At 62.5% G+C, this 22677-nt stretch carries 22 protein-coding genes; 12 read left to right on the top strand and 10 right to left on the bottom strand.

Going from position 1 to position 22677, the window contains the following annotated elements; all coding sequences use genetic code 11:
* Positions 1–8 precede the first annotated feature (8 nt).
* Positions 9–1880, bottom strand: coding sequence for an ABC transporter ATP-binding protein/permease (locus THI_RS03470; protein WP_013104839.1), 1872 nt, complete (start codon positions 1878–1880; stop codon positions 9–11).
* A 182-nt stretch (positions 1881–2062) separates the two neighbouring features.
* Between THI_RS03470 and THI_RS03465 the strand changes: the two genes are divergently transcribed.
* The 3 genes from THI_RS03465 to THI_RS03455 all read left to right on the top strand — a co-directional run bounded on the left by THI_RS03465 (position 2063) and on the right by THI_RS03455 (position 4414).
* Positions 2063–2338, top strand: coding sequence for an acyl-CoA-binding protein (locus tag THI_RS03465; protein WP_013104838.1), 276 nt, complete (start codon positions 2063–2065; stop codon positions 2336–2338).
* 197 nt (positions 2339–2535) lie between these two features.
* Entirely contained in the window at positions 2536–3951 is a 1416-nt protein-coding gene (locus THI_RS03460) for a hypothetical protein (RefSeq protein ID WP_013104837.1), read from the top strand.
* Between the two features lie 187 nt (positions 3952–4138).
* A complete protein-coding gene (locus THI_RS03455) occupies positions 4139–4414 on the top strand; it encodes a hypothetical protein (protein ID WP_013104836.1) in 276 nt (91 codons plus the stop codon).
* 13 nt (positions 4415–4427) lie between these two features.
* Here the strand turns inward: THI_RS03455 and THI_RS03450 are convergent, their stop codons facing one another.
* From THI_RS03450 to THI_RS03435, 4 genes are all read right to left on the bottom strand, one after another.
* The gene (locus tag THI_RS03450) at positions 4428–5714 is read right to left on the bottom strand and encodes a TRAP transporter large permease (RefSeq protein ID WP_013104835.1); all 1287 of its coding nucleotides are present in this window, start codon (positions 5712–5714) and stop codon (positions 4428–4430) included.
* Positions 5711–6334 (bottom strand): TRAP transporter small permease, encoded by a 624-nt coding sequence (locus THI_RS03445; protein ID WP_013104834.1) that lies wholly within the window; start codon positions 6332–6334, stop codon positions 5711–5713. Before THI_RS03445 ends, THI_RS03450 begins: the two co-directional genes overlap by 4 nt.
* Before the next feature lie 94 nt (positions 6335–6428).
* Positions 6429–7445: a TRAP transporter substrate-binding protein gene (locus tag THI_RS03440; RefSeq protein ID WP_013104833.1), complete on the bottom strand. Its 1017-nt coding sequence runs from the start codon at positions 7443–7445 to the stop codon at positions 6429–6431.
* Positions 7446–7630: 185 nt separating this feature from the next.
* Positions 7631–7891, bottom strand: a complete 261-nt coding sequence (locus THI_RS03435; protein ID WP_231836365.1) for a DUF3149 domain-containing protein — start codon at positions 7889–7891, stop codon at positions 7631–7633.
* Positions 7892–7942: 51 nt separating this feature from the next.
* Between THI_RS03435 and THI_RS03430 the strand changes: the two genes are divergently transcribed.
* Positions 7943–8737 carry a 5'-methylthioadenosine/adenosylhomocysteine nucleosidase gene (locus THI_RS03430; RefSeq protein WP_013104831.1) on the top strand — a complete coding sequence of 265 codons (795 nt, stop codon included), beginning with the start codon at positions 7943–7945 and terminating at the stop codon, positions 8735–8737.
* Here THI_RS03430 and THI_RS03425 read toward each other — a convergent pair.
* Genes THI_RS03425 through THI_RS03415 form a run of 3 tightly spaced genes read right to left on the bottom strand, consistent with a single transcriptional unit; the run spans position 8703 to position 12622 of the window.
* Positions 8703–9461 (bottom strand): glycerophosphodiester phosphodiesterase family protein, encoded by a 759-nt coding sequence (locus THI_RS03425; protein ID WP_013104830.1) that lies wholly within the window; start codon positions 9459–9461, stop codon positions 8703–8705. The genes THI_RS03430 and THI_RS03425 overlap by 35 nt on opposite strands.
* 59 nt (positions 9462–9520) lie before the next feature.
* On the bottom strand, positions 9521–12052 hold the full coding sequence (locus tag THI_RS03420) for a DNA topoisomerase III (RefSeq protein WP_013104829.1): 2532 nt from the start codon (positions 12050–12052) through the stop codon (positions 9521–9523).
* Positions 12053–12070: 18 nt separating this feature from the next.
* Positions 12071–12622: a TlpA disulfide reductase family protein gene (locus THI_RS03415; protein ID WP_013104828.1), complete on the bottom strand. Its 552-nt coding sequence runs from the start codon at positions 12620–12622 to the stop codon at positions 12071–12073.
* A gap of 147 nt (positions 12623–12769) precedes the next feature.
* Between THI_RS03415 and THI_RS03410 the strand changes: the two genes are divergently transcribed.
* From THI_RS03410 to THI_RS03395, 4 genes are all read left to right on the top strand, one after another.
* Complete coding sequence (locus tag THI_RS03410) at positions 12770–13267, top strand: SET domain-containing protein (RefSeq protein ID WP_013104827.1); 498 nt, start codon at positions 12770–12772, stop codon at positions 13265–13267.
* A gap of 151 nt (positions 13268–13418) precedes the next feature.
* On the top strand, positions 13419–14678 hold the full coding sequence (locus tag THI_RS03405; RefSeq protein ID WP_013104826.1) for a biotin--[acetyl-CoA-carboxylase] ligase: 1260 nt from the start codon (positions 13419–13421) through the stop codon (positions 14676–14678).
* 55 nt (positions 14679–14733) lie between these two features.
* Positions 14734–15504 (top strand): SPOR domain-containing protein, encoded by a 771-nt coding sequence (locus THI_RS03400; protein WP_013104825.1) that lies wholly within the window; start codon positions 14734–14736, stop codon positions 15502–15504.
* 42 nt (positions 15505–15546) lie between these two features.
* Positions 15547–16167 carry a Uma2 family endonuclease gene (locus THI_RS03395; protein ID WP_013104824.1) on the top strand — a complete coding sequence of 207 codons (621 nt, stop codon included), beginning with the start codon at positions 15547–15549 and terminating at the stop codon, positions 16165–16167.
* Here the strand turns inward: THI_RS03395 and THI_RS03390 are convergent.
* Positions 16098–16727 carry a Uma2 family endonuclease gene (locus tag THI_RS03390; protein ID WP_013104823.1) on the bottom strand — a complete coding sequence of 210 codons (630 nt, stop codon included), beginning with the start codon at positions 16725–16727 and terminating at the stop codon, positions 16098–16100. The two genes, THI_RS03395 and THI_RS03390, sit on opposite strands and share 70 nt — an antisense overlap.
* Before the next feature lie 19 nt (positions 16728–16746).
* Positions 16747–17970 (bottom strand): M20 aminoacylase family protein, encoded by a 1224-nt coding sequence (locus tag THI_RS03385; protein ID WP_013104822.1) that lies wholly within the window; start codon positions 17968–17970, stop codon positions 16747–16749.
* A gap of 153 nt (positions 17971–18123) precedes the next feature.
* On the opposite strand from THI_RS03385, the gene THI_RS03380 reads away from it, so the two are divergent.
* The 4 genes from THI_RS03380 to THI_RS03365 all read left to right on the top strand — a co-directional run bounded on the left by THI_RS03380 (position 18124) and on the right by THI_RS03365 (position 22590).
* Positions 18124–18684 (top strand): Uma2 family endonuclease, encoded by a 561-nt coding sequence (locus tag THI_RS03380; protein WP_013104821.1) that lies wholly within the window; start codon positions 18124–18126, stop codon positions 18682–18684.
* Between the two features lie 243 nt (positions 18685–18927).
* A complete protein-coding gene (locus tag THI_RS03375; protein ID WP_013104820.1) occupies positions 18928–19392 on the top strand; it encodes a pilin in 465 nt (154 codons plus the stop codon).
* A gap of 664 nt (positions 19393–20056) precedes the next feature.
* A complete protein-coding gene (locus tag THI_RS03370) occupies positions 20057–20512 on the top strand; it encodes a pilin (RefSeq protein WP_013104818.1) in 456 nt (151 codons plus the stop codon).
* Between the two features lie 86 nt (positions 20513–20598).
* Positions 20599–22590 carry a PglL family O-oligosaccharyltransferase gene (locus tag THI_RS03365; RefSeq protein ID WP_041608893.1) on the top strand — a complete coding sequence of 664 codons (1992 nt, stop codon included), beginning with the start codon at positions 20599–20601 and terminating at the stop codon, positions 22588–22590.
* Positions 22591–22677 lie beyond the last annotated feature (87 nt).

Genomic DNA, 22677 nt, shown 5'->3' with positions numbered 1-22677 from the left:
CCGCCGCATCACGATGCGAAGGCTGGCGCCCCCGGTACACCCTCGTCGCCCAGCGCTGCCTTTTGCGCCCGCTCGGCATCGCGTTTTTCCATGCGCGCCGGGCCTTCGCCCGAGGGGTCGGCCACGACCGTGTAAATCTGCGCATGAAATCCGATCACGCCCACACGGTGCGCCACACTGACCAGCGTGGCGTCGGGCAGACGCTGCTGCAAAAGCGCGTACATGGCGCGTTCGGTTGGTGCATCGAGCGCGCTGGTGGCCTCGTCCATGAACAGCCAGTCCGGGGCGATGAGCAGGGCGCGGGCCACGGCCAGGCGCTGCTGCTCGCCGGGCGAGAGGCGTTGCATCCAGGTATCGGTCTGCTCCAGCGCGGCTTCCAGATAAGGCACGCGGGCGAGTTGCAGCGCCTCGCTGATTTGCGCGGCACTGAAGTCTTCCGGGCTTTGCGGATAGGTGAGCGCCTGTTTGAGCGTGCCCAGCGGCAGATACGGCTTTTGCGGCAGGAACAGCGTACGGCCCGATGGCGCATGCGCGTGCGCGGTGTTGAGCGCGTAGGGCCAGATACCGGCGAGCCAGCGCACCAGCGTGCTCTTGCCGCTGCCCGACGGCCCGGTGAACAGGGTGTGCTGGCCGCGGCTGATGTGCTCGCCCGCGCATTGCAGCAGCGGCCGTCCGTCGGGAGAGAGCAGCAGCAGATCGCCCAGCGCCACCGACTCGCGCGCGCTGCGCAGCGGCACCACACCGGCCGAAGCGATCGCAGCGCTTGATGACCGGTCTGAGGGCAGACCTGCGGAAGCGGGCGCCGTGGGCGTAGGCGGATGACTCTGCGCGTTTTGCATGGCCTCGACAAAGGTCTGCAGACGCTCGACGGTGGCGCGCCAGTCGGCAATGCTGGTGTACGCGCCGATGAACCAGGACATCGCGCCCTGCACCTGACCGAAGGCCTGCGCCGTCTGCGTCAGGCCGCCGAGTTGAATCTGCCCGGCAAAGTAACGCGGCGCGGCCACCAGGATGGGGAAGATGATGGCGAGTTGGCCATAAAACGCGCTGTACCAGGTGAACAGCTTCTGCCGCTTCATGATGCCCCACCAGTTGCTCCACACATTGGCAAAGCGGTCGCGGTGTCCGGCCAGTTCGCGCTGCTCGCCGTTGTAGAGCGCAATGCCTTCGTCGTGTTCGCGGGTACGCGCCAGACCGAAGCGGAAATCCGCCTCGTAGCGCTGCTGGTAGAAGTTGAGCCGAATCAGCGGCTTGCCCACCCAATGCGCCAGCACGCTGCCCACCCCGGCATACAGAATGGCGACCCACACCATGTAACCGGGAATGGTGATGCCGAACAGGGTGACCGCGCCCGACAGCATCCACAACATGACCAGAAAAGAAAACAGCGTGACCAGCGAGGAGACGAAGCCGAAAAACAGATTCAGGCTGCCGTTGATGAAACCGCCGATGTCGTCGGCGATGCGCTGGTCCGGGTTGTCGGTGTTGCCCTGCCGCAGCGACATGCGGTAATGCGTGCCGCCAGAGAGCCAGTCTTTGAGAAACACCTCGGTCATCCAGCGCCGCCAGTTGATCTGCAGCATCTGCAAAAAGTACTGCGAATACACCGCCAGCGCGATGTAGAGAAAGGCGTAGCCAGTGAAATACAGCAGCAGTTGCTTGAACGCGCCGAAATTCTTCGCCTGCAGCGCATTGAAAAAATCGCCGTTCCACTGCGTGAGCTTCACATTCACCCAAACCAGCGCCAGATTCATCGCCAGCACCAGCAAAAGCAGACCCCAGCCCTTTTTTTTCTCTTCCGAAACCAAGTACGGTTTGGCGAGCGAATAGAAATGTCTGAGGGCGAAGCGATACGACTGTGGAGAGGCTTGAGGTGGCATGAGGCAAACGGCTCCCGAAAACGCGAAAACTGCGGCATTGTGCCTGTGAGGGCGCAGCCGTTGTCACAGTACGGACATGCCCTCAGCTGTCGCAGCCTAACGACGCCGCCTGAGGATCGGCTTAAGACCGCCGCCTACCCGGGCCGTATGATGCGCACTCTCGAACGACCGTGCTTTTTCTCATGACCGACACCCCCATTTCCGCCGAGCTTCAGACCGCCTTCGGCGCTGCCGTCGCCCATTCCAAGACCCTCACCACCCGCCCCGACAACCAAACCCTGCTGCAACTCTACGGCCTGTACAAACAAGGCAGTGCGGGCGACGTTTCGGGCGAGCGCCCCGGCATGACCGATTTCGTCGCCCGTGCCAAATGGGATGCCTGGGCCGCACGCAAAGGCATGCCCCGCGCCGAGGCCATGCAGGCTTATATCGATCAGATCAACGCCCTGTTCTTCTGAGCGCCCCAGGGCCGGGCTGCGCTGACCCTTCTGAGGCGCTCAGGCGTTGCATCTGATTACATTCAAGTATTTAGATGTCGTTGACTTGAATCAAGCTCGCGGAACACAGGGCGTCCAGAATGCAGACATGACAAAACCCCTTCAGCGTTGTGCGCCAATTTGTCGCAGTCGCCGCAAGGAAAAACATGGAGGTCGTCATGTCTCTCATCCCTTGTTCACAAAACGTTTTTTTCCGCCAGTTCTTCACCCGACAGCGTGAGTCTGCGCGCAGATTGAAATACAGCCTCGCGGCGTTGACCGGCTTGATCGGCTGCCTGGCGTGGGCGCCCAACGCGCAAGCCGTGCCCGCCTTTGCCCGCCAGACCGGGCAGGACTGCATCGCCTGTCACGTCGGCGGCTTCGGCCCGCAGCTCACGCCTTTCGGCCGGGCGTTCAAGCTCGATGGCTACACCCTGAGCGACGGAAAAAAACACATTCCGCTGTCGGCCATGCTAGTGGCTTCTTACACCCACCAGGCGCAGAGCTATGGCAACAACAACTACATGGGCTCGCCGCCCGCAGGATTCAGCGCCAACGACAACTTCACCGCGCTGCAGCAGGCCTCCATTTTTCTGGCGGGTCGCATTACCGACCACGTGGGCATGCTGGGGCAGGCCACCTATTCCGACCCAGGTTCGCAAAACCTGGCCTGGGACAACACCGAGCTGCGCTACGCCCACGCCTACACACTCGGCTCCGCCAGCGGCCTGTTCGGCATGAGTCTGAACAACAACCCCACTCTGTCGGACGTGTGGAACACCACGCCCGCTTGGCAATACAGCTATATGGCGCCGCCATTCGGCAACAGCGGTCCGACGGTATCCCCCGTCATTTACAACCTGGGGCAAAGTGTCGTGGGCGCCACGGCGTACACGATGATTGACAACAGCTGGTATGCGGAGGCTGGGGCCTATCACAACCTTTCGACTTACTGGGCCAACGCACTGCATGCGGGCAACGCCTCCCTGCAAGGCGAAGCGCCCTACTGGCGGCTGTGGTACTCCAAAACCGTCGGCCCTCATGTATTCGAGGCCGGCCTGCTGGGATTTGACGCCCGCATCAACACCAGCGGTCTGCCCGGACTGCCCACAGACGACTATCACGACATCGGACTGGATGCGACCTATCAATTCCTCAATGGCGGCCCGAACATCATCACCGCAAACGCCATCTATATGCACGAACGCCAGAACCTGAACCAAGCGCTGTTGCAAGGCAACGCGAGTAACGGCAGCAACACGCTGAACTCGGCCAATCTGAACGTGGCCTACTGGCGTGACAATACTTACGGGGCAACGCTTGGGCTGTTTCAAACCACAGGCTCCTCCGATGCCGCAGTTTATGGCAACGGTTACAGCTCGCGCACCAACAGCCCGAATACCAACGGCGCCATTTTTGAAATCGACTGGAATCCGTTTGGCAAGAGCTGGGTCAACCCCGAGAAAAATCTGCGGATCGGTTTGCAGTACACGCTGTACAACAAATATCTCGGGGCCAAAACCAATTTTGACGGCGCCGGCACCAATGCACGGGATATGAATACCCTCTACCTCTATCTGTGGACGGCGATCTGATCGGCGAAGTGGTCAAGCGCAAAGCCGATGCGCTCCGCGAGCAGCGGGGCGCATCTCAGTTTGATCGCAGCCGGGCCGCTCGACGGCCCCACCTCGTTATCGTTTGTCACGATTTCATCATCTGATCCAGCGCAGAACGTCCTATGCTTTTCGCATCGATTATTCGGCTTACGCAAGGAGGTTTTCCATGACAAACGCCAACACATTCATCTATTTCGCCCAGGCCTTCCACCACGGCGAGGCCGAGCAGCACAGTTATGTCGTGGCCGTCGGCGACCACGCAGTCGTCGAGGCGCTGGCCAAGGCGGAGCACGCCCGGCTGCGAGGGGCTTACGGCGTAGCCATTTACCGCACTCTGCCAAATGGCGCCACGCAAGACAACTTCCGCCTGGTCGGCTACCTCTCGTCCGACATGGGCGAGAAGTGGACTTGCAGCCAGCCCGACGAAGCGCAGGCGGCCTGAGCCGCGCTGGGGTTCACTGCACCATGCCCAGCCAGCGGGGAAACGCCAGGCTGATTGCCGGGATATAGGTCACCAGGCCCAGAAACACCAGCATGGTCAGCAGCCAAGGCCACACCGCGATGGTGAGTTCGGTGATGCCCATCTTGGCGATGCCGCTGGCGACATAAAGGTTGAGGCCCACCGGCGGGTGGCACATGCCCACTTCCATATTCACCACCATGATGATGCCGAAGTGGATCGGGTCGATGCCCAGTTGCATGGCCACCGGAAACAGAATGGGCGCGAGAATCAGCACGATACTCGAAGGCTCCATCACATTGCCGGCCACCAGCAGCAACACATTCACCAGCAGCAGGAAGGCAATCGGCCCCAGGCCCGCGCCCAGCAGCCACTGCGCCATGTTTTGGGGAATGTGCTCCGAGGTCATCAGGAACGAGAACAGCACCGCGTTGGTGATGATGTAGAGCAGCATGGCGCTCATATTGGCCGAAGCCAGCAGCACCCGCGGCACATCGCTGAGCTTGAGATCCTTGTAGACGAACACGGCGATGATGAAGGCGTACACCGCGCTCATCGCCGCCGCCTCGGTGGGGGTGAACATGCCGCTGTAGATGCCGCCCAGCACGATGAGGATGAGCATCAGCCCCCAGAAACTCTCGCGCAGCGCCTTGCCGCGCTGCGCCCACGTCGCCCGAGGCTGACGCGGGTACTTGCCTCGCCAGGCGCGCCACCAGGTGGTCACGCCCAGCATGGTGGCCAGCATGATGCCGGGCACCACCCCGGCCATGAACAGCGCGCCCACCGACGAATTGGTGGAAACTGAATACAGCACCATCACGATCGACGGCGGAATGAGAATGCCCAGCGCGCCCGAGGTGGTGATGACCCCGGCGCCGAAGCGTGGCGGAAACCCGGCCTTGACCATGGCCGGCATCAATATGGAGCCGATCGCCACCACGGTGGCCGGGCTGGACCCCGACACCGCGGCGAACAGCGCGCAAGCCAGCACCCCGGCCAGCCCCAGCCCGCCCGCCCAATGTCCGATGAGGCTGCTGGCGAAGGTGATCATGCGGCGCGCCACGCCGCCGTGGGTCAGAAAGTTGCCGGCCAGAATGAAGAACGGAATCGCCATGATCTCGAAGTTCTCGATCCCGGTGAACAGCTTGAGCGCCACGGCCTGGATGGGCACATCGGTCATGGTGAACAAGAAGGTGAGCACCGTCAGCCCGAGGGCGATGGAAATGGGCATGCCCGTGAGCATCAGGACGAGCAGCAGGGCGAAAATGATCAGCGCGCTCATTTCGCACCTCCCATCTGCGGCACCGGATGAATGTTGTCCGCACCGGGCGCAATCTCCATCGGCTCATCCAGCCCTTCAACCGCTCCCGGATCGTGGTGCGGCAATTGCCCGTCGCGGTTGAAGCGCCAAGCGACCTGCAAAAAGCGGTAGCACATCAACGACGATCCGAGCGGAATCGCCAGGTACACCCACCACATCGGCACTTCGAGATCGGGCGAAGTCTGGACGGTATGGCCGACATGCCAGACAAAGTTCGCCCCCATGACCGCAACCGTGCCGGTGAACAGCGCTCCGGCTAGCAGGCCGAATAGAATGACGGTTTTTTGTTTTTCCGGCGCAAGGCGGTTGACCAACACGTCCACGCCCACATGGATGCCGGTGCGCACGCCATACGCCGCGCCGAACTTGGCCATCCACACGAACATATAGATGCAGAGTTCCTGCGCCCAGCTCAAGTTGAGCGACAACAGCCAGTCCTGCAGGCCGGGAATAGCGAAGCCCGCCATATAGCGATGCACGACGGCAACAAAAATGAGCAAGGTCGCCGCCGCCATCAGAATGGCGATCAGCGTCTCTTCCAACCGGTCGAGCACGCGGTTGAACAGGGCAAGAGCAGACATGGGAGGGTCCGATCAGGAAGGGGGTTGTCAGGCGCGCAGAACGACAAAAGCCCATGCCGCTGGGCACGGGCTTCGCACATCGATTCTGAACGACTCAGAGCTTGGCGGGATCGAAACCGGTCGCCTTGAACACAGAGTCCATCAGCGCCTTGGGCACGCGCGACTCGGCCTGTTTGTAAACCGGCACCATCGCCTTTTTCCAAGCCAGACGCTCGGCCGGAGTGAGGGCGATGACCTCGCACTTGCCCGACTTGCGCACCGCTTCGGTGGCGTCGTCGTTGTCCTTCTTCGCCACTTTGTTGGCGAAATCGGTGGCTTCGACCATGGCCTGGTCGAGGGTTTTGCGGATGTCGGCCGGCAAGCCATCCCAGAACTTCTGGTTGACGATGACTGCGTAACCCAAATATCCGTGCTGGGTCTGCGTCATGGCCTTCTGCACTTCATAGAATTTCTGGGTGTAGAAGTTGGACGGCGGATTCTCGGTGCCGTCCACCACCCCGGTCTGCAGCGCCTGATACACCTCGGAGAACGCCAGTACCTGAGGGATGGCGCCGATGGCGCGCATTTCCATCTCAAGAATCTTGCTCGACTGGATGCGCATCTTCAGGCCCTTGGCGTCTGCGGGATTGCGCAGCGGCTTGTTGGCGCTCATGTCCTTGAAGCCGTTGTCCCAATAGGCCAAACCGAGAATGCCCTTGGATTCGAGCTTTTTCAGCAGCCCGGCGCCGATGGGGCCTTGCGTGATCTTGTGCAGGGCGGTGTAGTCGTCGAAGATGTAGGGCAGGTCGAACAATTCGAATTCCTTGGCCCCCAGCGGTCCGAACTTGGCCAGCGAAGGCGCGAGCATCTGCACAGAACCGAGCTGCAGCGCCTCCATTTCCTCCTTGTCTTTATAGAGCTGGCTGTTGGGATAGACCTCCACCTTCACCCGGCCCTTGGTGCGCTCTTCCGCCAATTTTTTGAAGTATTCGGCGGCCTGCCCTTTGGGGGTGTTGGGCGCGACCACATGGCTGAACTTGATGACGATGGGCTGTTGCGCCCGCACCAGGGGACTCAGACCCAAACCGGCTGCGGCCAACCCCAGACCAATGACTGCTTGACGACGCTGCATGGCGATCTCCGTTGATTTGTTGTGTTGTGAAATGACTTGTCTTTTTTTGTAACCGGCGAGAGCATACGTCAACCCGCGGCTGAAGCGCGCAGGGTTAGCCCGGGGGATCAGCCAGCCGAAGGGGTTGCCGAGGGATTCGCCGAAGGGGTCGCCGAATAGGCAGCGTCAGCCAAAAACAGACGCCCTCAGCCACGGCCGTTGTTGACTGGCGGCTTGTTTGCGCCTTTGCGCAGTTCGCGCGCATGCTCGTCGGCGCTCTGCTGAATTTTGCGGCTGAAAAACCAGATAAAAAATACGCCGATGCCCAGCATGAAAATGCTGCCAATCAAGCTGAACAGACCATAATCGGTGCCGAGCAATCCTTGCCAAGCAGATCCCATGATGTCTTTCTCCCTGTTGTTGACGATGCGTGAGAATAAATCCGTACACAGTTTACGGTTTGACACAGAGCAAACAGCGTTCGGCCTGACCCGGCTAAGCCGCATCGGGCGCAAGCGATGAACGCGGCGCGTTTCGGCATCGTCAGCGCCATTGCGCAGGAGCAACAGGGTTTGCTGGAATGTTTGCAGCAGCCGCGCTGCGTGCGTCACGGCAGCCGCGACTACACCCTGGGCACGCTGTGGGGCAGCGAAGTGGTGCTGGTGCTGTGCGGCATCGGTAAAGTGGCGGCGGCCGCCACGACCACCAGCCTGATTGTCGAATTCGGCTGCGACGCGCTGCTGTTCACCGGCGTGGCTGGCGGCCTGGGAGACGGCGTGGCAGTGGGCGATCTGGTGATTGCCGACACGCTGCTGCAGCACGACCTCGATGCCCGACCGCTCTATCCGCAATACGAAGTGCCCGACACGGGGTTGACGCACTTCGCCGCGAACCGCGCGCTCACCGACCGCCTGCACGCCGCTGCGCAGCGGCTTTTGTCACCGCAGGCCGAGCCCTTGATTGATGCCCAGACCCGCCAGGCCTTCGGGCTGCACGCCCCGTGCGTGCATCGCGGGCTGATTGTCAGCGGTGACCGCTTTATCTCCACCCGCGCCGACAGCGACGCGCTGCGCCACGCGCTGCCCGACGCGCTAGTGGTAGAGATGGAGGGTGCCGCAGTGGCGCAGGTCTGCCGCGATTACGACGTGCCTTTCGCGCTGGTGCGCACCATTTCCGACCGCGCCGACGACACCGCGCACATCGACTTCGGCCGCTTCATCCACGCCGTGGCCAGCCAGTACAGCCGGGCGTTGCTGTCCGAGCTGTGGCACGCCGGACTTATAAACGAGAAGGCAGATCCAGGCGGTCGGTAAACAGACCGTCCAGCCCGTCAGCCAGCAGCGCTCTCGCCTGATTGGCGTCATTCACCGTATAGGCGCGCAGCTTCAGTCCGCGCGCATGCACCGCCGCCACGACCGCAGGCGTCACCTGTTGCCAATCAGTATGCAGCCCCTCGGCGCCCAGCGCCACGGCCTGCTCCAGCGCCGCAGCGTCGTAGGTTTCCACCAAATAAGCCAGCGGCACATCGGCCTGCAGGGCGTCGAGCACCGCGCGTGCCGCCTGCAGCGCGGCAAGCGAAAAGGAGGACAGCAAGGGCCGCTGAGCTGAGGGCTGATCGGCCAGCCACTGCACCACGCGGCGCGCCACGGCCTCGCCGGTTTGTGCATCCTGCCCCGGGTTGGGCTTGATTTCCAGGTTCAGCCAGACCGCATGGCGCGCGGCGAAGTCGAGCACCTGATCGAGTGAGGCCGGAGGCTCGCCCTTGAAGGTCGCGCTGTGCCAGCTTCCGGCATCCACCAGTTGCAGGTTTTCCCAGCGCCAGGGCGCCGCCGGGCCGCGCGCATCGGTGGTGCGGTCGAGCGTGTCGTCGTGCAGCAGCCAGAGCACGCCGTCGGCACTGAGTTTCACATCGCATTCAAACGCGCGAAAACCGGCCTTGAAGCCGACTTCGAACGCCGCCAGCGTGTTCTCGGGCGCGGCATCGCCCCCGCCGCGGTGCGCGAACCAGCGCAGATCAAATGGAATTCGAGTCGTCATGATGGTGAGCGGCGTTGATCATCCCGTGCATCTTGCGCTTGCAGCATGACGCCCTGTTGTCACGCCGTTGCCTTTTTGGCGGCCGCTTTTTTCGCTGGCGCCTTGGCCGGGCGCGGCTCGAACTCGAAGCCGATTTTGCCACCCGTTTGTTTCACCAGAAACGCCTTGAACTTGCGCTTGGTGCGCGCCGAGACGAAGCCGTCGAGCAGATCGGTGCGGCCGGTCTGAAGCAGTTTGCGCATCTGCTCGGGCTCGATGGGCTGCTGCAAAATGATCTTGCCGCTGCGAAAGTCGCAGCTCGGCGCCGGGCCCACGCTCTTTTCGCACACATAGCTGCTGCCAGCTTCATACACCGCGCTGCCGCATTTGGGGCAAGCGCCCAGCGGCTGTTGCGAACTGAAGTCGGGCGCTTCGCCCCCGTCGCTGCCGGGCGCGCTGTCACCGAAGTCGAATTCGAGTTTCCACTGCCCTTTGCCGTCTTCCTGCGCCAGCTTGAGTTCGGCGGCGAACGGGCGGCCCATTTTGCTGCGAAAACCGGTAAGCGGGCCGAGGTGCTTGTCGCGCAGCAGTTGCTCCACTTCGGCCAGCTCGAAGCTGCGTCCGCCCGGATGTTTGCCGATGGAAAAATCGCACTGCGTGCAGGCGTAGCGGTGGTAGTTCTCCTTGACCACGCCGCCGCAGTTCGGGCAGGGCGTTTGCAGTGTGGCGTAGTCGCCGGGCACGGTGTCGCGGTCGAATTCCTTGGCGCGGCGCACGATGGTTTCGGTCATGCCGGCAATGTCGCGCATGAAGGCTTCGCGCGAGAGCTGGCCGCGCTCCATTTGCGCCAGCTTGTGCTCCCAGCCGCCGGTGAGCTCGGGCTTGGTGAGTTCTTCCACCTGCAGTCCCCGCAGCAGGGTCATGAGCTGGAAGGCCTTGGCGGAGGGAATGAGCTCACGGCCCTCGCGCACCATATACGCCTCGGCCAGCAAGCCTTCGATGGTGGCCGCGCGGGTGGCCGGCGTGCCCAGCCCTTTGCCCGACATCGCCTCGGCGAGTTCTTCGTCTTCCACCATCTTGCCCGCGTTTTCCATCGCGCCCAGCAAGGTCGCTTCGGAGTAGCGCGCGGGCGGGCGGGTCTTGAGGGCTTTGAGTTCCACGGTCTCGGCCTGCACCGCGTCGCCCTCTTTCACGGCGGGCAGGTTGTCATCTGCGCCCTGCTCTTCCTTGCCGTAGATTTCCAGCCAGCCGGGTTTGACCAGAATCTTGCCCTCGGTCTTGAACTGATGCGCGCCCACGGTGCTGATGCGCGTGGTCACCAGAGATTCCGCCGCCGGGAAGAACACGGCGAGAAAGCGCCGCGCCACCAGGTCGTAAATCTTGGCCTCGGCCTCGGTGAGTGCGCCGGGCGTTTGCGTGGTGGGGATGATGGCGAAGTGATCCGACACCTTGGCGTTGTCGAACACGCGCTTGCTCGGGCGGATGTAGTCGGCCTCCAGCGCGCGGCGTGCGTGCGGCGCGATGGCCCCGCCCGCCTCGGCCAGCGCCTGCGCGGTCTGCCGCGCCACGGCGAGATAGTCTTCGGGCAGATGGCGCGAGTCGGTTCGTGGATAGGTCAGCGCCTTGTGCTTTTCGTACAGCGCCTGCGCCAAGCCGAGCGTGGTCTTAGCGGAAAAGCCAAAGCGCCCGTTGGCCTCGCGCTGCAAAGAGGTGAGGTCGAACAGCGCGGGCGAGAGCTGGGTGGACGGCTTGGATTCGTCGCGCACCGTGGCGGGCTGTCCGTTGCAGGCGGCGACGATGGCCTCAGCGCGCGTCTTGTCCCACAGCCGGTCGGCGCGGGCGTCTGCATCTTCCCCTCGCTTGAACGCCGGATCGAACCACTTGCCCGCATACGCCCCGGCGGGCGCGCCAAACTGCGCGTGCACCTCGAAGTATTCGCGGGCAATGTGCTTGCGGATCTGCTCCTCGCGTGTCACCACGATGGACAGCGTCGGCGTCTGCACCCGGCCCACCGGCGTGAGGAAAAAGCCGCCGTCCTTCGAGTTGAACGCGGTCATCGCTCGCGTGCCGTTGATGCCCACCAGCCAGTCGGCCTCGCTGCGGCTGCGCGCGGCATCGGCCAGCGGCCGCATGTCGGCATCGCCGCGCAGACGCTCGAACCCTTCGCGGATGGCCTGCGGCGTCATCGACTGCAGCCACAGCCGCTTCACCGGCTTGTCCAGCGCCTTCTTGCCCTCGGCGTATTGCAGGATGAGGCGGAAAATCAGCTCGCCCTCGCGCCCCGCGTCGCAGGCGTTCACCAGCGCGGTCACATCCTTGCGCTTGAGTTGCTTGACCACCGCCGCCAGTCGGCTCTTGGTCTTCTCGATCGGGTTGAGATCGAAGTGCGGCGGAATGACCGGCAGATGGGCGAAGCTCCATTTGCCGCGCTTGACCTCGAAGTCGTCCGGCGCCTTGATTTCCACCAGATGGCCGACCGCCGACGTCACGACATACTGTTCGTTCTCGAAATACTCATCATGTTTGTCGAACTTGCCCGACTGCGGCGTCAGCGCGCGCACGATGTCTTGTGCCACGCTGGGCTTTTCGGCGATGACCAGGGTTTTACTCATAGGACGGAATGGATGCGATCAAAGAAATTTGGCGATGCCCGCGATGTCTTCGGCGAACAATTCGCCCGAATCGGCCATCTTCACCCGGCCGTCGCGGCCAATGACAATGGTGACCGGCAGACCCGCGGGTTTGGGAAGCACCTTGGCCAGCGCGGGCGACAGCCACGCCACCGGAAAGGTGTAGTTCTTGCTCTTGAGAAACGGCGCAATATCGGCCGCCTTCTTGTCGATGGACAGGGCCAGCACTTCCAGCCCGCGGCTGTGCTCCTTCTTGTAAAGCGCCTCGACATGCGGCATCTGCCGCGCGCAGAACGGGCACCAGGTAGCCCAGTATTCCAGCACGATCACCTTGCCCGCCCAGTCCTTGGTGTGCAGCGTCTTGCCGCCCAGCAACTCCACCGTGGGCGGCAGCGCAAACACGCTGCCCTCCTTCGGCAAGGGCACGGCCTTCTTGTCTTTTTTCTCCAGCGCGTTGGCCTGCTCGGCCACGTTTTGCGCCCAGGCGGGCACGGCCACGGCGCCGAGCGCGGCGCCAAACCATTTCAACTGAGTACGACGAGATTGATCCATGATGACGGCTCCCTAGAATGCCTCGATTTCGACCATAACGAGAACGATCACGGGCGGTTTGTCTCCTCCACCTCTCGCGTTCTCTTTTTTTACTTTACCGAGTTTCTTCGCCGCCGCGCATTCCCACCCGTCTCGCCCTGACCACCGATGCCCAAAAGCCGCCCCGCCCCCGCCGTTGCTCCCTCCGGCGGCCCCTACACCCAGGTGCAAGATTCTCCCATCCACGGCCGCGGGGTGTTCGCCCGCCGCCCCATCCACGCCGGGCAGCGTCTGCTGGAATACAAGGGCGAGCGCATCGACTGGCCCGAGGCCCTGCGCCGCCACCCGCGCGACCCGGCCCAGCCCAATCACACCTTCTACTTCTCGCTGGGCGACGACACCGTGATCGACGGCGGCGTGAAAGGCAACAGCGCCCGCTGGATCAACCACTCCTGCGCGCCCAACTGCGAAGCGCAGCAAGTCGGCAGCCGCGTGTTCATCGACGCCCTGCGCGACATCGCCCCCGGCGAAGAATTGTTCTTCGACTACGCCCTCGAACTCGACGCCCGCTACACCGCCAAACTCAAGCGCGACTATGCCTGCCGCTGCGGCGCCCCCAACTGCCGCGGCACCCTGCTCGCGCCCAAGAGGCGCAAAGGCAAATGAGCAAAGACCCATCCCCCTCCCGGCCTCCCGCACGCCGTGGGGGAGGTGAGAACTGCGCTGCGCGGGCTGTAGGCCGCCCCTCCCGACCTCCCCCACTGCGTGGAGGAGGGGTGTTTGCTCCCTCTCCACTTGTGGGGAGGGCTGGGGAGGGGTGCTGGTTGTGATCCATCTCCTCACCCTCCGCGCACGCCAATTACGGCGCGACATGACCGACGCGGAACGCCTGCTTTGGAGCCGTGTGCGCAATGGGCAATTGGGCAGCAAATTTCGCCGCCAAGTGCCCATTGGCCCCTACATCGCCGACTTCACCTGCGCTGCTGCACGCCTGGTTGTGGAACTCGACGGCGGACAGCACAACGAATGCCCCCACGATGCGCTACGCGATGCGTTTTTTCGGCAAAAAGGCTATGAGGTTTTGCGCTTCTGGAATAACGATGTGCTGGCCAATATCGCGGGCGTGTTGCTGACGATTCAATCTGCGGTTGAACAACGCGCAGGCCAATCCCCCCCTCCCAACCTCCCCCAGCAAGAGGGGGAGGAGAAATGCGCGTTCACTCCCTCTCCACTTGTGGGGAGGGTTGGGGAGGGGAGAGCGGCCAGCTCCGACCCCCTTACCCCGCTGCGCACCCAGCTTGCCGTCAGCCACCCCGCCTGCACCGCGCGCTGGACCCCCCGCACCAGCTCGACCAATGCCGATCTGCTGGCCGAGGCGCGAGCCGGGCGGCTCGACGGGCCGACGCTGCTCGCCACCGGCCAGCAAACCGCGGGCCGCGGGCGTCAGGGCCGCCCCTGGGCCGACGATGCGCAAAGCAGCGTGCTGTGCTCGCTGGCCTGGCCCGATCCGCGCAAGCGTGAACCGGGCCCGCTGAGTCTGGCCGTGGGCGTCTGGCTGGCGCAGGCGCTTCACGCGCTCGGCGCTGCGCAAGTGCGCCTGAAGTGGCCCAACGATCTGCTCCTGCCCGCGGCGGACGCCTCCAGTGGCTGGCGCAAGTTGGGCGGCATTCTGGTGGAAATGGCCGACACGCCGCAGGCGCGCTGGGCCGTCATCGGCTTCGGCCTCAACCTGCGCGCCCCGGCCGATCAGCCGCAGGCGACGGGACTGAACGTCGCCGGGCTCGACCTCTCGCGGGGCCAGCTACTCGCCGCCCTCGCCCCCGCCTTGCTCGACGGCCTGCAGCAAGGCCCGCGCGGCGTGAGCGAGGCGCTCGCCCATTGGAACGCGCTGCACGCCTGGAGCGGCCAGACGGTTGCGGTGCTCGATCATGGGCAAACGCTGTTTTCCGGCGTCGCGCTGGGCATAGCCGCCGATGGCGCGCTGCGCGTGAGCACGCCCGAGGGTGAACGCCGCGTGCTCAGCGCCGACGTGTCGCTGCGCCTGCACGCCGCAGGTATGGCGGACGCGGCAAAATGACGGGGCCGAACGCCCTCCATAACGTCCTCCCGAACGCCCTGAATCCCACTGACCCATGCGCACCCTGCTCCTTGCCCTGCTGCTCGTCAACCTCGTGTTTTTCGCCTGGTCGCAGGGCTGGATGACGGGGGTCGGGCTCGGGCCAGTGACGCAGCGCGAGCCGCAGCGCCTGGCGCTGCAAATCCACCCCGAGCAGGTGCAGATCACCCCGTTGGCCAGCGCCTCCGCCACGCCCGCCATCCCGCCGCAGCCCACGCCTTCCGCACCTGCCATTCCGTCCAGCCTGCCGTCCGCCCCGATCGACGCGTCCGCCCCGGCCAGCGCCGAGCCCGCCCGTACCGCCAATGCCGTCTGCCGACAGATCGGCCCCTACGGCGCGCTCGAAGCCGAGGCGCTCGCGCAGGCGCAGTCCGCACTGGCGCAGGTCGGGCTCAAGCCCACAGTCCTCAACACGCCTGTGCCCGCGCAATGGATGGTGCTGCTCGGCCCCTATCCCAGCCAAACCGCCATGCGCGCCGCGCTCGACGAAATCACCCAGCAAGGCAAGGTCAAGGTCTTCGCCCCGGTGACCGACCGCCCACGCTACGAGCCCGGCATTTCGCTGGGCGTGTTTGCCAACGAAGCCGCGGCGCAGCAGCAGTTGCAGATCGTGCGCAAGCAAGGCGTACAGGGCGCCAAGGTAGTGCAGCGCAATGCCGGACTGAGCCGCACCGTACTGCGCCTGCCGGCGCTCACGCCCGAGCAACTCGGTGCGCTGGAAAAAGTGTCAGGGCAACTAGGCGGGCAGATCGTCAAGACCTGCGCGACCGAAGGGTCTGCGCCGTAAACTTCTCACGCTCATACTGGTCACGCTCACCAAGGAAACGCCATGTCCGCCGTGCTGTCCCGAGCTCATTTCACCTTTGAAGACTATCTCGCCTGGGAAGAAACCCAGACCGAGCGCCACGAATACATCGGCGGCGAAGTCTTCGCCATGGCCGGTGGCAGCACCGTGCACAACACGCTTTCGGGCAACGCCTATATCGCCCTGCGTAGCCAAACCCACGGCACGCCTTGCCGGGTGTATATGGCCGACGTCAAACTGCAAGTCGAAGCCGCAGACGCCAGCTTCTATCCCGATGTGTTCGTCACCTGCTCGGCAGCAGACGCCGAGCGGCGTACCGTGCAACAAGACGCGCGGCTCATCGTCGAGGTGCTTTCGCCCTCGACCGAAGGCCACGACCGCGGCGACAAATTCGCCGCCTACCGCCTATTGCCCAGTTTGCAGACCGTGCTTTTCGTCGCGCAGGGCCAGCCTCACGTCGAAGCCTTCAGCCGCAACGCCGACGGCTCGTGGACGCTGCATGAAGCCAGCGGGCTCGACGCCCAACTCACCTGCATCGCCGCCGAGCGTTCGTTCATTTTCTCGCTGGCCGATCTCTACGCCGGGGTCGATTTTTCCGCAGCGACTGCCGAGACGGCTGCCGCCAGTTCTGGCACATCGGCGTAAATATCAGCCAGCGCCAGATCGGCATTCAGGCAGTCCAACCGCAGCGCGCCTGCGGTGCAGCGGGTGCAGTCCCACTCCTCGCCCGGTTCGCCAAGGGCGCGGTGATAGCGATCCACCGTCGCGCTCGCGCTGTCCACGATCAAGTATTCCCGCAGCCCCGGCGCCTGCTGGTAGGCGAACAGTTTTTCCCGCCGATCGATGCGCTCGGTGCTGGGCGACGTCACCTCCACCACCAGGCAGGGCTGGCGGCGGTAATACGGCGACTCGCGGTCTTGCGCCTCGCAGCTCAGCACCAAATCCGGGTAATAGAAATAAGTGCCCCGCAACGCCTGCACCCGCACCTTCATGTCGGCGATGAACAACTGGCAGCCCGCCTTGCGCGCCAGCGGCCCCAGTGCAATCCCCAGCGCGGTCACAATCAGCCCATGCCGGTCGCTCGCCCCCGCCATCGCCACCACCATGCCATCGAGGTATTCGCGCTTCACCTCCGAAAGCGGCTCGGTGTCCAGATACTCCTGCACGCTCATTCGCGGTGCAAAATCTTGCAAGTTCGCTGCCATCACGCTCTCCTAGGCCCGGTCAGTACCGATTGTTCCCCGGCACGCCCCCGGTTTTCAACCACGCCTGCGCCAGTCGCACCCAGAAGCTGCCGCCCAGCGGAATGAGGTCGTCGTTGAAGTCGTAATTCGGGTTGTGCAGAGTGCACGGCCCTTCGCCGTGGCCGGGCACGCGGTGGTCGCCGTCGCCATTGCCAATGATGAGATAAGCGCCCGGCTTCTCCTGCAACATGAAGGAAAAATCCTCCGCCCCCATCGACGGCACAAACTCGTGCACCGCCTCCGCGCCCACCATTTCCACCATCACCCGCTGGGCAAACTCGGCTTCGGCCGCGTGATTGACCGTCGGCGGATAGTTGCGCTTGAACGCGAACTCGCAGCCCACGCCGAACGCCGCTGCGGTGTGGGTGGCGATGTCGCGCATGCGGGCCTCGATCAGGTCGAGCGTCTCGGGGGTAAAGGTGCGCGCCGTGCCCTGAATTTCGGCGAATTCGGGAATCACATTGGTCGCCTCGCCCGTATGAATCATCGTCACCGAAATGACCGCCGGGTCCAGCGGGGCGCGGTTGCGGGTGACGATGGTCTGAAACGCCTGCACCATCTGGCAGGCGGCGGGCACCGGGTCGATGCCCAGATGCGGCATGGCCGCATGCGCCCCCTTGCCTGTGAGCCGGATGTGAAACTCATTGCTCGACGCCATCACCGGCCCGGCCTTCACCGCGAAGTGCCCCGCCGGAATGCCCGGCCAGTTGTGCATGCCAAACACCGCCTGCACCGCAAAGCGCTCGAACAGGCCGTCCTTGATCATCTCGCGCGCGCCGCCGCCGCCCTCTTCGGCCGGCTGGAAGATGCACACCACCGTGCCGTCGAAATCGCGCGTGCGGGCCAGGAATTGCGCTGCCGCCAGCAGCATGGCGGTGTGGCCGTCGTGGCCGCAGGCGTGCATCTTGCCGGGGTGCTGGCTGGCGTGGGCGAAGGTGTTGAACTCGGTCACCGGCAGGGCGTCGAAGTCGGCGCGCAGGCCGATCATGCGGCCATTCCTCCCCGCGTCGCGGCCGTGGATCACCCCCACCACCCCGGTCTTGCCCAGGCCGCGATGCACCTTCACGCCCCAGGCCGCCAGCCGCGCCGCCACCACGTCAGACGTGCGCTGCTCCTCAAAGCACAGTTCGGGATGCGCGTGCAGATCACGCCGCAGCGCGGTGAGCGCGGCGGCTTCGGTCACGATGGTGTCGATGAGTTGCATGGCAGTGTCCTCTGAGTAGCCCCATAGGCAGGATTTGCCCGACTCTCCCTAAGGGAGGCGACCCGGCGTTTTCTGGGGAGTTTCCGCCTGAAGTCAATTCCCCTCAACTCGTGCAGAATACGATGGTCTTCCCTAAAGGTACAGGACATCACCATGCCCCCCATACCCGCGCTCAAGCTCGCCGCCAGCGTTGAAGACTACCTTGAAGGCGAACAGCTCACTGACATCAAGCACGAATACCTCGACGGCCAGGTCGTCGCCATGGGCGGGGCAAGTCGCAAGCACGGCCTGATCGCCGCCGCACTTGCCTTAGCCCTGGGCGCACAGGCTCGCGCCCGCCGTTGCCAGCTTTTCATCGCCGATATGAAGGTGCGTGTTGAGCATGAAGGAGAAACCTTCTTCTACTACCCCGACCTCGTCCTCACCTGCGATCCGGAAGATCGGCACAACCTCTACTGCACCCGCCCCTGCCTCATCATCGAAGTGCTCTCCAAGGGCACCGAACGCATCGACCGCCGGGAAAAGCGCCTCGCTTACGGCCTGCTTCCCAGCCTGCAGGAATATGTGCTGGTCGATCAGGACGCCCTGTGCATCGACCGCTACCACCGCACGCCCCAAGGCTGGGCGCATGATCGCGTCGTCGAAGGCGTACTGCGCCTCGACTGCCTTGAGCTGGACCTTCCCCTGTCCGAGATTTACGCCGACATCGAATAGCCGGGCGGCGAGCCGGAAAGCGCTGCTGCGCGCAAAAAATGTCAATCGCAAGCGCCAGGCTGACAAAACCTGCCGGGTTGCGGCACAAACCGTCACCGTTCCACACGGACTTGCCGCAAAAACTGTGAAGCATTTCACACAATCGGCCCCTCATCAAAGCGCGGTGCGCTGGCCTGCGGTTTGCAAAGTCAGAATCGAGATTGTTTACAAATCCGCCATTCTGCACACTGAAAAACCCAAGCCATGCGCCCCAACACCCAACGCGGCTTCACCCTCATCGAGCTGATGATCGTCGTCGCCATCATCGGCATCCTGGCGGCCATCGCCATTCCCGCCTATCAAAACTACACCATGCGCGCCCAAGTCTCCGAGGGGCTGGTGCTGGCGGGGGGGGCGAAAAATGCCATGTGGGACTACTACGCGCAGCACGGCGTCTTTCCCAATTCCAATGCCTCTGCCGGGTTGACCAACCCAGCCACCATCTCCGGCAACTATGTCAGCAGCATCGCCGTATCAGGCAACGCATCAGCCGGGCTGGTCACCATCACCTACGGCAACCATGCCAATGCCAACCTCAGCGGCAAAACCCTCTACCTCGCAGGCACCGGCTCGCAGGGCGCGCTGAGCTGGGTTTGCACCACCGCGCCCGGTGGCACACCAAACGCCAACGGCGTTCCTCGCGTCTATCTGCCGACTTCGTGCAGTTAAACCCAGACTGTCCATGATGCGAGAGGCTTCACCTCGACGCGGCTGCTGACGGGTGCGAATTTGAGTCTCCAGGGCATCTGGGCCTCCGCGTAAAAACCTTCCCCTCCTCAACCCTCCCCACAAGTGGAGAGGGCGTGTTTGCGCCTCCTCCACACCGTGGGGGAGGCCGGGAGGGGGTTGCGCACGCAGCGATCCACCCATCCTCGATTTCAATCAGCAGGTCGGCGCATTCCAGCAGTCTTTTAAAGAGCCCGACGACCTCCGGCCTGCCCACTTTGGCCCCGCCGCGCAACACCCACTTGGTTTCCAGCAGCGTCAGCAATCTGACCTATGCCGAATCGCCACTCGCGGCAGCCTGCGTGCCTGCGGGCATCGCCAATTATCGCCTCACCTGACAAAAATTGGCAGGCCCGGCAAGGATTGTCGGCGGCTGAGAGAGCCGATTCGCCGGATTTCGTGAACCAGTTCACGAAAAACGAGGAGAGCAAGACACAAAATGGCTGGCACGGCATGTGCTCTATCTGTCATGCCCATCGGGGGGTGATGTCAGTCCACCGCAGTCTGGGGCACGAAGCATCTCCAGATTTAGTTCCGCCCCAGGCTGTGGTGATTTTTTTGCCCAACCGTTATTGATTTTCTTACTTTCCAATCTCAGGAGTTTCAGATGAAAAAGCAACTGCAACAAGGCTTCACGCTGATCGAATTGATGATCGTTGTTGCGATTATCGGTATTTTGGCGGCGATCGCCATTCCGGCGTATCAAGACTACACCATTCGCGCCCAGGTGACGGAAGGTCTGTCTCTGGCTGACGGCGCCAAGACTGCCGTGTCGGAGTATTTCACCAACAGCGGCAGTTTTCCGACGAACAATAGCACTGCCGGTGTCGCAGCTGCCAACGACATCAAAGGGAATTATGTATCGAGCGTGACTATTGCTCAAGTTAACGCCAGCTCTGGCACCATCACTGCGGCGTTTAGTAGCACACCCCCCTTCAAAGCCAATACGGCCTTGACTCAACCCCTTGTGCTGACCGGCACAGGTGGCGCAGGCTCGATAACCTGGACCTGCACTTCAAAACTGCCGCAAAAGTATCTGCCCAGCTCCTGCACGAGCAACTAATCGCTCTAAACAGAACCTAACCCGCCGCAAGGCGGGTTTTTGTTTTTTTTCGCGTCGCAGCGCCCTCTATACCGAGAAACGAAATCATGTCAATGGAAAATCAGTCTCTCAAAAGCATGGGTGTCTATATGGCCCTGGGCTCGATTGCCATTGGCTTCATCCTGGCCATTCTCAGCGCACAACATTTTGCCCCGATCTCCAGTTTTTATCAGCAGAGCGCAATCGCCATCTCGCTATGGCTGGCCGCTGTCATCATTCTGTTATCCGGCGCGCTAAAAGGAGACTGGCAGTTGCCCTGGACCTGGCTGACTGCTGGGTTACTCGCGCTGGTCATCACAGCAGGCGTGGCGATTCATCCGCACAGCATGGCCGATATGATGATTTGGCCCATCGGCACCCTGGCGACTGCCGCGATGGCCGCATGGATGGGGCATGCTCTGGCACAGGCCAAAAGGGCGCAAACGCTGTCGGTTGCGCTCATGTCAGCCTTTGCAGTAAGCGCCGTGGGCACTGCAGTCATCTGCTGGCTGCAGATTTTCTACCCGGCTTACCAAACGCTTTGGCTGTTCCCTAGGTCGGTTTTGGCAGCGCCGTTTGGCAATCTGGCACAACGCAACGAGGCTGCCTTGGTGCTGGCCTTCGGCTTGGTGGCGCTGGGGTTTTTCACCCGGCAAGGTTTGCCTGGCCTAGTTTGGAAAAGAGTGCTGGCCTCTGGAGTGGCGATTTTGTTGCTCAGCGCTGTTGCGCTGACCCAAAGTCGTATCGGACTGGCCTTCACCTTAACGGCGGGTGCCGCCGTTGGTCTGATGTGGGCAGCCCCAGACAAGAGGTTGCGCGGCCTCGCTGCGGGTATTGTGGTGTTCGCCCTGGGCTATCTTGCCCTTCAATGGCTTGTCTATGATGCCTTTGGTCTGGGCCAATTGTTCCCCCCTGGCACGCAGCGCCTAGTGGACCGGGGAGTAGGTCAGCGCCTGGGCATGCTGCAGGTGGCCTGGGCCGAGTTTTGTGCACACCCGTTTTTTGGCGGCGGCTTCGGCAGTTTCGGAGGCTGGGAATATAAATTGGCGCTGCAGAACAGCGCACCGCTTTATTCAACCAATGCGCATAATCTGTTTGCACAAATCGGCGCCGAACTGGGCATAGTTGGCCTGCTGGCACTCATCGTTCCAGCCGCCATTAGTTTTACAGGCATTGTGCGCAGGTTATTCGCCGCAGGTATCTCCCGCTGGCCCGCGTGGCAGATCGCCAGCCTTGGAATTCTGCTGATGATCGCCGGTTACAGTATGACCGAATATCCTTTGTGGCACACCTATTTTCTAATTCCAACAGCATTGCTTTGGGGTGCAATGGACTCTACTGCAATCCATTTGAAAATATCGCGTAGCATAAAAATAGTGCTTGGATTAGTGCCTGTATTGATGATTGCTTTTCTGGGATGGGCCGGGGTTCGCTATTACGAAATCGCTAAATTGTATGACTATGTTTATGGTTTCAAGAATTACCAAACCCATCGCGAACAATTCAATACAGAACTATCAAAACTGTTTTTCAGCCCCGGATTTTCCCTTTATACCGAGGCATTGAATTTTTATGGTTTGGGTGTGGATGATTTCATGCTGAAAGATAAAATAACGCTTGGCGAGCGAGTGGTGCTGGCGATGCCGAATTCATATTTCATAACCAATCTTGGCATGTTGTACGCATTAAATAACCAACCGGCCCTGGCCGCGCAGACATTTGCCAAAGCCTGTGCGCTCGGGCCGTCGCAGTGCGAGGCCATCCGACACGATGTGGCGCATATGACTCAGTTGCATCCCAAACGATTTAAGCCGACATTCCAGCAGTTTCGTGCATCGCCGCAGTACGGCATCCAGTCTAAAGTGGCCAATGTTCTGCGACCCTGGGACAAAAATACCGACGGCACAGTCGTTACTATTGATCCATCAAAAACATTATTCGGATTCGATTTGGCGCTTTATGCCTCTGGTTTGGCCCAGGCGGGAATGAAGAGCGGGACTTTTCTGGCAACGCCAACAAACGCGGCCCAATCTGCCCCTCATACCGCGCCAAATCCGTAAATGCCTCGTGCGCCAAGCGCAGCCGACTTTGGCTTACTTTCGTAGCGAGAAGAATGGGGTCAGGTCTAGCTTCGTAGCACCCCTTCC

It is taken from the genome of Thiomonas arsenitoxydans (assembly GCF_000253115.1).
GTDB lineage: Bacteria > Pseudomonadota > Gammaproteobacteria > Burkholderiales > Burkholderiaceae_C > Thiomonas > Thiomonas arsenitoxydans.
This window is presented reverse-complemented; position numbering and strand designations above follow the sequence as displayed.

Coding starts and splice junctions, on each gene's coding strand:
- THI_RS03365 (WP_041608893.1), top strand. CDS start 20,599: ATGTCAATGGAAAATCAGTCTCTCAAAAGCATGGGTGTCTATATGGCC.
- THI_RS03465 (WP_013104838.1), top strand. CDS start 2,063: ATGACCGACACCCCCATTTCCGCCGAGCTTCAGACCGCCTTCGGCGCT.
- THI_RS03430 (WP_013104831.1), top strand. CDS start 7,943: ATGAACGCGGCGCGTTTCGGCATCGTCAGCGCCATTGCGCAGGAGCAA.
- THI_RS03400 (WP_013104825.1), top strand. CDS start 14,734: ATGCGCACCCTGCTCCTTGCCCTGCTGCTCGTCAACCTCGTGTTTTTC.
- THI_RS03425 (WP_013104830.1), bottom strand. CDS start 9,461: ATGACGACTCGAATTCCATTTGATCTGCGCTGGTTCGCGCACCGCGGC.
- THI_RS03440 (WP_013104833.1), bottom strand. CDS start 7,445: ATGCAGCGTCGTCAAGCAGTCATTGGTCTGGGGTTGGCCGCAGCCGGT.
- THI_RS03450 (WP_013104835.1), bottom strand. CDS start 5,714: ATGAGCGCGCTGATCATTTTCGCCCTGCTGCTCGTCCTGATGCTCACG.
- THI_RS03375 (WP_013104820.1), top strand. CDS start 18,928: ATGCGCCCCAACACCCAACGCGGCTTCACCCTCATCGAGCTGATGATC.
- THI_RS03460 (WP_013104837.1), top strand. CDS start 2,536: ATGTCTCTCATCCCTTGTTCACAAAACGTTTTTTTCCGCCAGTTCTTC.
- THI_RS03390 (WP_013104823.1), bottom strand. CDS start 16,727: ATGGCAGCGAACTTGCAAGATTTTGCACCGCGAATGAGCGTGCAGGAG.
- THI_RS03415 (WP_013104828.1), bottom strand. CDS start 12,622: ATGGATCAATCTCGTCGTACTCAGTTGAAATGGTTTGGCGCCGCGCTC.
- THI_RS03395 (WP_013104824.1), top strand. CDS start 15,547: ATGTCCGCCGTGCTGTCCCGAGCTCATTTCACCTTTGAAGACTATCTC.
- THI_RS03445 (WP_013104834.1), bottom strand. CDS start 6,334: ATGTCTGCTCTTGCCCTGTTCAACCGCGTGCTCGACCGGTTGGAAGAG.
- THI_RS03455 (WP_013104836.1), top strand. CDS start 4,139: ATGACAAACGCCAACACATTCATCTATTTCGCCCAGGCCTTCCACCAC.
- THI_RS03370 (WP_013104818.1), top strand. CDS start 20,057: ATGAAAAAGCAACTGCAACAAGGCTTCACGCTGATCGAATTGATGATC.
- THI_RS03470 (WP_013104839.1), bottom strand. CDS start 1,880: ATGCCACCTCAAGCCTCTCCACAGTCGTATCGCTTCGCCCTCAGACAT.
- THI_RS03410 (WP_013104827.1), top strand. CDS start 12,770: ATGCCCAAAAGCCGCCCCGCCCCCGCCGTTGCTCCCTCCGGCGGCCCC.
- THI_RS03380 (WP_013104821.1), top strand. CDS start 18,124: ATGCCCCCCATACCCGCGCTCAAGCTCGCCGCCAGCGTTGAAGACTAC.
- THI_RS03385 (WP_013104822.1), bottom strand. CDS start 17,970: ATGCAACTCATCGACACCATCGTGACCGAAGCCGCCGCGCTCACCGCG.
- THI_RS03420 (WP_013104829.1), bottom strand. CDS start 12,052: ATGAGTAAAACCCTGGTCATCGCCGAAAAGCCCAGCGTGGCACAAGAC.